Source organism: Amaricoccus sp. W119, assembly GCF_047275745.1.
Classification (GTDB): Bacteria; Pseudomonadota; Alphaproteobacteria; order Rhodobacterales; family Rhodobacteraceae; genus Amaricoccus.
On the sequence record NZ_JBKQWU010000040.1, the window covers coordinates 23394 to 32982 of the forward strand.

The 9589-nt window shown below is 67.6% G+C and carries 10 protein-coding genes; 7 read left to right on the forward strand and 3 right to left on the reverse strand.

The genetic code is table 11. The features are described 5' to 3' along the window. Positions 1–73: 73 nt before the first annotated feature. From ACLJK8_RS16425 to ACLJK8_RS16455, 7 genes are all read left to right on the forward strand, one after another. Positions 74–736, forward strand: coding sequence for a TetR/AcrR family transcriptional regulator (locus tag ACLJK8_RS16425; protein ID WP_413151427.1), 663 nt, complete (start codon positions 74–76; stop codon positions 734–736). Continuing rightward, on the forward strand, positions 733–1173 hold the full coding sequence (locus ACLJK8_RS16430) for a VOC family protein (protein WP_413151428.1): 441 nt from the start codon (positions 733–735) through the stop codon (positions 1171–1173). Before ACLJK8_RS16425 ends, ACLJK8_RS16430 begins: the two co-directional genes overlap by 4 nt. 298 nt (positions 1174–1471) lie before the next feature. Then, positions 1472–2827 (forward strand): dicarboxylate/amino acid:cation symporter, encoded by a 1356-nt coding sequence (locus tag ACLJK8_RS16435; RefSeq protein WP_413151429.1) that lies wholly within the window; start codon positions 1472–1474, stop codon positions 2825–2827. Between the two features lie 206 nt (positions 2828–3033). Further along, positions 3034–3876, forward strand: coding sequence for a fumarylacetoacetate hydrolase family protein (locus tag ACLJK8_RS16440; protein ID WP_413151438.1), 843 nt, complete (start codon positions 3034–3036; stop codon positions 3874–3876). After that, positions 3873–5150 (forward strand): L-fuconate dehydratase, encoded by a 1278-nt coding sequence (locus ACLJK8_RS16445; protein WP_413151430.1) that lies wholly within the window; start codon positions 3873–3875, stop codon positions 5148–5150. The genes ACLJK8_RS16440 and ACLJK8_RS16445 overlap by 4 nt, the downstream gene beginning before the upstream one ends. A gap of 13 nt (positions 5151–5163) precedes the next feature. Further along, positions 5164–5937, forward strand: coding sequence for an SDR family oxidoreductase (locus ACLJK8_RS16450; RefSeq protein WP_413151431.1), 774 nt, complete (start codon positions 5164–5166; stop codon positions 5935–5937). Positions 5938–6286: 349 nt separating this feature from the next. Continuing rightward, the gene (locus tag ACLJK8_RS16455) at positions 6287–7300 is read left to right on the forward strand and encodes a YeiH family protein (RefSeq protein ID WP_413151432.1); all 1014 of its coding nucleotides are present in this window, start codon (positions 6287–6289) and stop codon (positions 7298–7300) included. A gap of 245 nt (positions 7301–7545) precedes the next feature. On the opposite strand, the gene ACLJK8_RS16460 is transcribed toward ACLJK8_RS16455, so the two are convergent. From ACLJK8_RS16460 to ACLJK8_RS16470, 3 genes are all read right to left on the reverse strand, one after another. After that, positions 7546–8724 (reverse strand): acetyl-CoA C-acyltransferase family protein, encoded by a 1179-nt coding sequence (locus ACLJK8_RS16460; protein ID WP_413151433.1) that lies wholly within the window; start codon positions 8722–8724, stop codon positions 7546–7548. A 235-nt stretch (positions 8725–8959) separates the two neighbouring features. Beyond that, positions 8960–9166 (reverse strand): hypothetical protein, encoded by a 207-nt coding sequence (locus ACLJK8_RS16465; protein WP_413151434.1) that lies wholly within the window; start codon positions 9164–9166, stop codon positions 8960–8962. A gap of 181 nt (positions 9167–9347) precedes the next feature. Beyond that, positions 9348–9589, reverse strand: a 242-nt coding sequence (locus ACLJK8_RS16470) for an ABC transporter permease (RefSeq protein WP_413151435.1), incomplete at its 5' end; no start/stop codon positions are given.

The following is a 9589-nucleotide window of genomic DNA, read 5'->3' on the forward strand; positions in this document are numbered from 1 at the left end:
GGTTTCGTTGATCGCGGCCCCGCGGATCATTCTCTTGTTGCAATACATACCGACTGGTTGGTATGGTCCTGATATGGAACAGGCTCGTACCCCACAAGGGAAAGACGTCCGCACGAAGCTGCTCGACGCCGCGCTCACGCTGATCCGGCGTCAGGGTTTCGCCGCCACCTCGGTCGACGAGATCTGCCGGGCCGCGGGGGTTACCAAGGGCGCCTTCTTTCATCATTTCCGCTCCAAGGAAGATCTCGGCGTGGCGTCGGCCGCGCATTTCGGCCTGCTCGCGGATGCCCTGTTCTCGGAGGACTGGACCCGTCACGCCGATCCCGCCGAGCGGGTTCTCGGCTATGTCGCCCTGCGCCGCGATATGATCGACGGCCCGTTCGAGGAATTCACCTGTCTGCTCGGGACCATGGCGCAGGAGGTCTACGCGACTTCGCCGGCCATCCGCGCCGCCTGCGAGGCGGGGATCACGGGCCACGCGCTGCGTCTGGCGGCCGATATCGGTCGCGCGCTCGCGAATGCCGGGCGGAACGAGGAGTCCCCGGAGAGCCTGGCGCTCCACGTCCAGTCGGTGCTTCAGGGCGGCTTCATCCTGGCCAAGGCCACGGGCGATCCCGAGGCGGCGCGGAGAAGCGTCGATCATCTGACCCGATATCTCCGAGTCCTGTTCCGGCGGGAGAACCGAGACCGCCGCGCCAATCCGGAACACGGGCGCGGCAAGGAGGACGATCCATGACCGACACGATGACCGAGAGCCCCGGCGCCGCGACACCCGATTTCGACCCGAGGGTGATGCTGGGCGTGATCCCCTACGTCTCCATGCACGGCAGGGCGGCCGAGGCGACGGAGTTCTACGTCCGGGCCTTCGGTGCCCGCGAGATCGGGCGTTTCGCCGACGAGGAGAGCGGCGAGATCATGCATGTCCAGCTCGAGATCAACGGCGGGGCGCTGATGATGACGGGCATGTGCGCGCCCGGGGAGGAACCCGAGAAACCACAAGGGTTCCACCTGCAGCTCGTCGTGCGGGACGGCCAGACATGGTGGGACCGCGCCACGGCCGCGGGCTGCGAGGTCCTGATGCCCTTCGAAACGATGTTCTGGGGTGATCGCTGGGGCCTGCTGCGCGACCCGTTCGGCCTGCAATGGGCGGTGAACGAGTCGGGTGCGAGGTGATCGCATTCGCGAGCGACGTCGATCCCCGGTGACATTTCGCCGCGGGAGACAGGGCCGCGGCTGATCGAGGTCAAGGCGTAAGGGCGATCCCCGCGCCACCGTCTGGCGATCATGGGCCCTGTACTCCGGTCGGATTCCAGCGGCGATGCCTTGATCAGCAGGCATCGCCGCGCCGCGCCCGGACTGGAACAGGTGTTCCGGTGACCTGTCCATTATTCGAACAAAGGCTCGCATTTGTAGAAGGTGGGTGTATCTTTTCCCCATGTCGATGTCGTCATGTGCTAGGAAAGGAACAGGAATGACCACCGATGCCACAACGACCAACAGACTTTCCCTAACAACGAAGATCATGCTGGGCATGGTACTCGGCGTCATCGTCGGGCTCATTGCCAACCAGATCGACTCGACCTTCGTCAACGAACAGATTGTCGGCGGCCTCTTCGCGATGATCGGCACGATGTTCGTGAACGCGCTGAAAATGCTCGTCGTCCCGCTGGTCATCTTCTCGTTGCTGACCGGGGTGATGGGGATCGGCGATGTCCGCGCGCTGGGGCGCGTCGGCGGCAAGTCCTTCGCGCTCTACATCCTCACCACGGCGATCGCGATCGCGGTGGCGATCGGCATCGCGCTGGTCGTCGGGCCCGGCAAGGGCTTCGTGATGGAGGGAATCGACACGAGCGGCATTACCGCCGCGGAAGCGCCCTCGGTCTGGGAGGTCTTCGCCAATATCGTGCCCGGCAACCCGGTCGCCGCCTTCACCAACGGAGACATGCTGCAGATCATCTTCTACGTGATCGTCGTCGGCATCGCCGCCGTGATGCTCGGCGAGCAATCGGCGAAATTCGTCGAGGCCTGCGAATACATGAACGAGCTGATGATGAAGGTTGTCGGCATCGTCATGCATTTCGCGCCCTACGGCGTCTTCTGCCTGATCGCCAAGACCTTCGCCGAACAGGGGGTCGAGCTGTTCCTGCCCGTGCTCGCCTATGTGGTGACGCTGGTCGGCTCGCTGTTCCTGCATCTCTTCGTCACGCTGATGATCATCCTGAAGCTGTTCTCCGGCCTCAACCCGGTGCAGTTCCTGCGCAAGATCCGCCCGGCGCAGATCTTCGCCTTCTCGACGGCGAGCTCGAATGCGACGATCCCGGTGACGATGCGCGCGGTGACCGAGCGGATGGGTGTCGACAATTCCGTCGCTTCCTTCACCGTGCCCTTCGGCGCGACGATCAACATGGACGGCACCGCGATCATGCAGGGCGTCGCCACCGTGTTCCTTGCCAATGTCTACGGCATCGATCTCGGCGTCGGCGGCTATCTCACCGTGATCGCGATGGCGGTTCTGGCCTCGATCGGGACCGCGGGCGTTCCGGGCGTCGGGCTCGTCATGCTGACCATGGTGCTGACCCAGGTCGGGCTGCCCATCGAGGGCATCGCGATCATTCTCGGCGTCGACCGGCTGATGGACATGATCCGCACGGCGGTGAACATCACCGGCGACGCGGTCGTTTCCGTCATCGTCGCGAAGAGCGAGGCCAAGATGGACCTTTCGGTCTACGATGACCCGAACGCCGGCGAGGTGGAAGCGCTCACGATCGACCACGAGGCCGAGGCGGCGCTGGCCGCGCGCGCATCCCGGGCGCATCCGGCCGAGTAACGGCGCTCCCCGAAGGTTTGACGGCCCGGCCTGCCATTTGGCGGGCCGGGCCGTAACGTTTCGGGAAGGGCTCCGCGGGGCCGAGACCCGGCGAATCCGCTCGCGATCGCCGGCGACCGGCGCGACAGGTCTTGGCAGGACGGCCAAATCCCCCCACCGTGGCAGCCGGGGCGAAGAGGGTCCCGATGACGACGATCGAGGTTGACATGAGACTGTTGCGCTATGGACCCGCGGGTCAGGAGAAGCCGGGACTGCTCGACGCCGAGGGCGCGATCCGTGACCTCTCGGGCCAGGTCGATGACATCGCGGGCGAGACGCTCACGCCCGAGGGTCTCGCGCAGATCGCGGCGCTCGATCCCGCGAGCCTGCCGCGGGTCGAGGGCGACCCCCGGCTCGGGCCCTGCGTCGGACGGATCGGCAAGTTCATCTGCATCGGTCTCAACTACGCCGACCACGCCGCCGAGAGCGGGATGGCGATCCCGACCGAACCGGTGGTCTTCAACAAATGGACCTCGGCGATCTGCGGGCCGAACGACGATGTCGAGATCCCGCGCGGCGCGACCAAGACCGACTGGGAGGTCGAGCTCGGCATCGTCATCGGCAAGCCCGGCCGCTACATCGAGGAAGCGGACGCGCTCTCCCATGTCGCCGGCTACTGCGTCGTCAACGACGTCTCGGAACGGGAATGGCAGATCGAGCGCGGCGGCACCTGGGACAAGGGCAAGGGCTGCGACACGTTCGGACCGACCGGGCCCTGGCTGGTGACGCCGGATTCCGCGGGCGACGTGAACAATCTCTCGATCTGGCTCGAAGTGGACGGGAAGCGCCACCAGGACGGCTCGACCGCGACGATGATCTTCAAGGTGCCCGAGATCATCGCCTATCTCTCGCGTTTCCTCTCGCTCCAGTCGGGAGACGTCATCTCGACCGGCACCCCGCCGGGCGTCGGGCTGGGCATGAAGCCCCCGGTCTACCTGAAGGGAGGCGAGGAGATGCGGCTCGGGATCGAGAACCTCGGCGAGCAGAGGCAGAGGGTCGTCAAAGCATGACCCGGATCATCGGTCTCCGAACGATCGACGTGCGCTTTCCGACCAGCCGCCAGCTGGACGGTTCGGATGCGATGAACCCGGACCCGGATTATTCGGCCGCCTATGTGATCCTGGAGACCGATGGCCCGTTCGAAGGACATGGGCTCACCTTCACCATCGGCCGCGGCAACGAGATCTGCGTCGCGGCCCTCGAAGCGTTGCGGCCGCTCGTGGTCGGACTCGACATGGCCTGGGTCGCCGAGGACATGGGGCGGTTCTGGCGCCATGTGACGAGCGACAGCCAGCTGCGCTGGATAGGGCCCGACAAGGGCGCGATCCATCTCGCGACCGGCGCGGTCGTCAACGCGGTCTGGGATCTCTGGGCCAAGATCGAAGCCAGGCCCGTCTGGCAACTCGTCGCCGAGATGAGCCCGGAGGAACTCGTCCGCTGCGTCGATTTCCGCTACCTGACCGACTGTATCACGCCGGACTGGGCGCTCGGCTTCCTGACGGAGCAGGCGGAGGGCAAGGCCGGGCGCGTCGCGACGCTTCGCGCCGAGGGCTATCCCTGCTACACGACCTCGGCGGGCTGGCTCGGCTACGATGATGCCAAGCTCCGGCGGCTCTGCCGCGAGGCGGTGGAGGCGGGGTTCCGCCATGTGAAGCTGAAGGTCGGCCGGGATCTCGAGGACGACATCCGCCGGCTCACCATCGCGCGCGAGGCGGTGGGGCCCGATGTGCGCCTCATGATCGACGCGAACCAGGTCTGGGAGGTCGGCGAGGCCATCGACTGGGTGCGCCGCCTCGGCTTCGCCGAACCGTGGTTCATCGAGGAGCCGACCAGCCCCGACGACATCGAGGGCCATCGCGCGATCCGCGAAGCCGTCGCCCCGGTCGAGGTCGCGACCGGCGAGATGTGCCAGAACCGGATCATCTTCAAGCAGTTCATCATGCGCGGCGCCATCGACGTGGTGCAGATCGACGCCTGCCGGATGGGCGGGCTCAACGAGGTGCTGGCGGTCATGCTGATGGCGGCGAAACACGGGCTGAAGGTCTGTCCGCACGCCGGTGGCGTCGGTCTCTGCGAATATGTGCAGCACATGTCGATGATCGACTACGTGGCGATCTCGGGCACGAAGGAGGGTCGCGTGATCGAATATGTCGATCATCTCCACGAGCATTTCCTCGACCCGTGCGTGATCCGCGCCGCGGCCTACATGCCGCCTGAAGCGCCCGGTTTCTCGATCGAGATGAAGCCCGCGAGCCTCGAAACCTATCGCTTCGGGCCCGCGTGAAGGGAGGCGTCTGATGGATCTCGGACTGGACGGCAAGGTCGTCATCGTCACCGGCGGCGGCTCGGGCATCGGCGCGGGGATCACCGAGGTGCTGGCCGAGGAGGGCGCGCGGCCGGTCATCCTCGCCCGCCGCCGGCCGGAAGCGGGCTGGCTCGCGGCGACGGGCGCGGATTTCATCGCGGTGGAGCTCGCGGATGACGACGCTTGCCGCGCCGCCGTGGCCGAGGCGCGGGACCGGCACGGGGCGATCCATGGGCTGGTGAACAACGCCGGCGCCAATGACAGCGTGGGGCTCGACAAGGGGCCGGAGGCGTTCCGGGCGAGCCTGAACCAGAACCTCGTCCACTATTACACGATGGTTCATCTGCTGGCCGACGACCTGCGGGCCACGCAAGGGGCGATCGTCAACATCAGTTCGAAGACCGCGCTGAGCGGCCAGGGCGGCACCTCGGCCTATGTCGCCGCCAAGGCGGCGGAGCTTGGCCTGACCCGGGAATGGGCGGTCGAGTTCCTGCCGGACCGCGTGCGGGTCAATGCGATCGTCGTCGCCGAGGTGATGACGCCGCTTTACCGCCGATGGCTCGACACGCTCGCGGACCCGGAAGCCGCGCTCGCCGAGATCACCCGCCGCGTGCCTCTTGAAAATCGCATGACCACACCGCGCGAGATCGCCGACACCTGCGCCTTCCTGCTGTCGAACCGCTCGGGCCACACCACGGGGCAATGGATCCACCCCGACGGCGGCTATCTCCACCTCGACCGCGCCCTGGCGGGTGCGATGCGCTGAACCGATGGAGCGTCGTTCGCATCATAACTAACATTACGGGCGATGGTGGCACACGGATGTCTCGGCGAGGCCTCGAAGATTTCCGGCGCCGAGCACATCTGCCAGAAGCGCGCGATCAACGAGGACGTCGGCGCTGTACAAGATGTGGAAGGCCCTATTCGGACGACGTGATCTTCGGCAACCAGACCGATGACCAAGCTCTATCGCTCCGCCTGAGCGGTTTCGGCCCCGCCGCGCGCGGCGGGGCCATCCTGATCCTCGGCGCAGAGGTCGTTCCGGCGGTTTCGCCGGCGCGCTATGGATGGCAGGTCCGGTCCTCGCCGGGAGAATATTGGTGGAGAGAGGGTTCATGACCATCGTCGACCGCGCCCGCGAGACGCAGGCGACCCTGGCGCCCTACTTCCCCGGGCTGATCCTCTGCGTCACCATCGCGGCCGCCGCCTCGTTCCTCTCCGAGCACTACGGCGGCCCGGCGCTGCTCTTCGCGCTCCTGATCGGCATGGCTTTCAACTTCCTGATGGAAGAGGGAAAGGCCAAGATCGGCGTGGAGTTCGCCTCGAAATTCGTGCTGCGCCTCGGCGTCGGGCTGCTCGGCATTCGCATCACCATGCAGGATATCGCCGCCTTCGGCTGGCGCACGCCGGTGATCGTGGCCGGGCTGATGGCGCTCACGCTCGGGGCCGGGTTCGTCGCGGCACGGCTCTTCGGGCGGCAGTGGCGCTTCGCCTTGATGACCGGCGGTGCCGTGGCGATCTGCGGCGCCTCGGCGACGCTGGCGATCGCGGCGGTCATCCCGCACAACGACAAGACCGAGCGCAACGTTCTCTTCACGGTCGTCGCCGTCACCACCCTCTCGACCGCCGCCATGATCGCCTATCCGGTCATCTTCGGCGCCCTCGGCCTCGAGGATCGCGAGATCGGCTTCCTGATCGGCGCCACGATCCACGACGTCGCCCAGGTGGTCGGCGCCGGCTATTCGATCTCCGACGTCGCCGGCGACGCCGCGACCGTGGTCAAGCTCCTGCGCGTCGCCTTCCTGCCGGTCGTGCTGATGGTGATCGTCCTCGCGCTGCGCGGCCAGGGCGCCGGCGGGAAGGTGCCGCTGCTGCCCTGGTTCATGGTGCTCTTCATCGCGCTCTCGGTCACGGGCAGCGCCTTCAGCGTTCCGGCCGCGATCTCCGGTCCGATCGAACTGGTGTCACGCGCGATGCTGGTCACCGCGATCGCGGCGCTCGGCGTGAAGACATCGCTGAAGGCCATGCTGGCGGTCGGCAGCGGTCACATCTGGGTCGTGGTGTTCGAGACCCTGCTGCTGCTCGTCGCCGCGATCGTGGCCTTCGAGATCTTCCAGCCGCTGGGTTGAGTCGGCGGTGCTGGCGCCGGGTCGGTCGCTCCGGGCGTCAGGTGCTCAGCCGCTGCACGAGCAGATGATGCGTATCGACGATCTCGCCGCGCTCCCCAGCCTGGAGAAAGCACCGTGAGCGACGTCCTGACCGCGCCCGAAGCCACCCGCGGGACGGGCCCGGAGGTGCATCCGGACCGCTCGCGAGAACAGCACCGGCCGCGAACTCGGCCGGGGTCGAGTGGAACCGAGCCCCGGCGGAGGCGTCAGAGGCGCTCCAGTGCCAGCGCGATGCCCTGGCCGCCGCCGATGCACATGGTCACGAGGCCGTAGCGCCCGCCGGTCCTTTCGAGTTCGTAGAGCGTCTTCAGCGTGATGATCGCCCCCGTCGCGCCGACCGGATGGCCGAGGGCGATGGCGCCGCCGTTCGGATTGACCTTCGTGGTGTCGAGCCCGAGTTCGCGGTTCACCGCGATCGCCTGCGCCGCGAAGGCCTCGTTCGACTCGATCACGTCGAAGGCGTCCGCGGTCATGTCGAGCTTCTCGAGCAGCTTCCGCACGGCCGGGATCGGGCCGATCCCCATGACGCGTGGCGGCACGCCCGCCACTGCGTAGCCGAGCAGCCGGGCCTTCGGCTTCAGACCCGCCTTCTCCGCCGCCTCGCCGCGTGCCAGCACCAGCGCAGCGGCCCCATCGTTGAGTCCCGAGGCATTGCCGGCGGTCACCGTCCCGTCCTTCGCGAAGGCCGGGCGCAGCTTGGCGAGCGCCTCCGCCGTGGTCGCCTTGGGATGCTCGTCGGTTCCCCAGAGCACGGTGTCGCGCTTCACCTTGATCTCGATCGGCACGATCTGGCTCTCGAACCGTCCCTCGGCGATCGCCGCCGCCGCGCGGTTCTGCGATTCGAGCGCGAAGGCGTCTTGATCCTCGCGGCTGATCTGATGATCGCCCGCCACGTTCTCCGCCGTCACGCCCATATGGCCGTTGCCCATCGGACAGGTGAGCGCGCCGAGCATCATGTCGAGGACCTGGGTGTCGCCCATCTTCTGGCCCCAGCGCGCCGAGGTCAGCGCATAGGGTGAGCGCGACATGTTCTCGACGCCGCCGGCGAGGGCGAAATCCGCGTCGCCGAGCGCGAGCGACTGAAAGGCCGAGGCGATCGCCTGCGCCCCCGACCCGCAGAGCCGGTTCACGTTCATCGCGCCCGCGGTTTCCGGCACACCGGCGTCGAGCGCCGCGACGCGGCTCACATAGGCGTCGCGCGGCTCGGTGTTGATGACATGGCCGAAGAAGACCTGGCCGATCTGGCCGGGCTCGACGCCCGAGCGTTCGAGCGCGGCCTTCGCCACATGCGTGCCGAGCCTGGAGGGTGGCACGGCCGCGAGGCTGCCCCCGAAGGTTCCGATCGCTGTGCGGGCGCCATCGAGGATGACGATATCCTGGGTCATGCGTGTTCCCCCTGTTGTCCTTCTTGCCCGACGCGGAGCCGAAAGGATCGTTCGTTGCCAGAGCCGGCGGCGGTCGATGGCCCGGCCCCGGCAGCAGCATAGGAGGAATTGGCGCGCGCGGGCAGTCTTTCAATATCTGTCCGTCGCGGCCCCGGATCGGCCCTGGGGAGAGGCGTGCTCCGGGGGAGGCTCCGGCCCCGATCGTATCCATGAACCCTGGCCGCGCCCGCGCCGCTCAGGGCCGGTCGGCCAGTCCTGCCCATCCGAGCCCGCCCCGGCTCCCGTAGAGGCGGATGCCGGCGGGATTGCCCGGTGCGACCTGCGCTGCGGGCCGCGCCCCGCCTGCGAAGCGCGGCAGCATGACGGAGCGACCGCCGAGCCGGCGCACGGGGACCAACGCCGAGATCGCCCCGAACGCCAGGCCGGAGACGAAACGCGCCATGTGGAAGGGGCTCCGATCTCGGCGCCGCGGCCGCCTGGCGAGGTTTGATCTCCCCGAAAGCCCGCCGCCTGTGGCATGGGGCTTGGCCGGCCCTTTGGGGGACCGGCCGGGTCTTGCGTGGCTCGGCCTGATGGCCGGGCGCTGGCCTCTGCTTTGGCCTTCCGCTTTCGCCCTTGGGGGCTCAGCTTTTCTTGGTGCGCTTCCTCTGGCGCTGGACGTCGACGACGACGGCGGCGACGATGATGAGGCCCTTGACGATCTCCTGGTAGTAGGCGTCGATGCGGAGGAAGGTGAAGCCCGAGGTCATGGTGCCGAGGATCACCGTGCCGATCACCGTGCCGGTGATCCGGCCCTGGCCGCCGGCGAGCGAGGTGCCGCCGATGACGGTCGCCGCGATCGCGTCGAGCTCGTACATCATGCCCA

Bases quoted from the DNA above. Each gene is read 5' to 3' on its own strand.
- ACLJK8_RS16460 (WP_413151433.1), bottom strand. From the start codon at position 8,724: ATGACCCAGGATATCGTCATCCTCGATGGCGCCCGCACAGCGATCGGA.
- ACLJK8_RS16465 (WP_413151434.1), bottom strand. From the start codon at position 9,166: ATGGCGCGTTTCGTCTCCGGCCTGGCGTTCGGGGCGATCTCGGCGTTG.
- ACLJK8_RS16435 (WP_413151429.1), top strand. From the start codon at position 1,472: ATGACCACCGATGCCACAACGACCAACAGACTTTCCCTAACAACGAAG.
- ACLJK8_RS16425 (WP_413151427.1), top strand. From the start codon at position 74: ATGGAACAGGCTCGTACCCCACAAGGGAAAGACGTCCGCACGAAGCTG.
- ACLJK8_RS16440 (WP_413151438.1), top strand. From the start codon at position 3,034: ATGAGACTGTTGCGCTATGGACCCGCGGGTCAGGAGAAGCCGGGACTG.
- ACLJK8_RS16430 (WP_413151428.1), top strand. From the start codon at position 733: ATGACCGACACGATGACCGAGAGCCCCGGCGCCGCGACACCCGATTTC.
- ACLJK8_RS16455 (WP_413151432.1), top strand. From the start codon at position 6,287: ATGACCATCGTCGACCGCGCCCGCGAGACGCAGGCGACCCTGGCGCCC.
- ACLJK8_RS16450 (WP_413151431.1), top strand. From the start codon at position 5,164: ATGGATCTCGGACTGGACGGCAAGGTCGTCATCGTCACCGGCGGCGGC.
- ACLJK8_RS16445 (WP_413151430.1), top strand. From the start codon at position 3,873: ATGACCCGGATCATCGGTCTCCGAACGATCGACGTGCGCTTTCCGACC.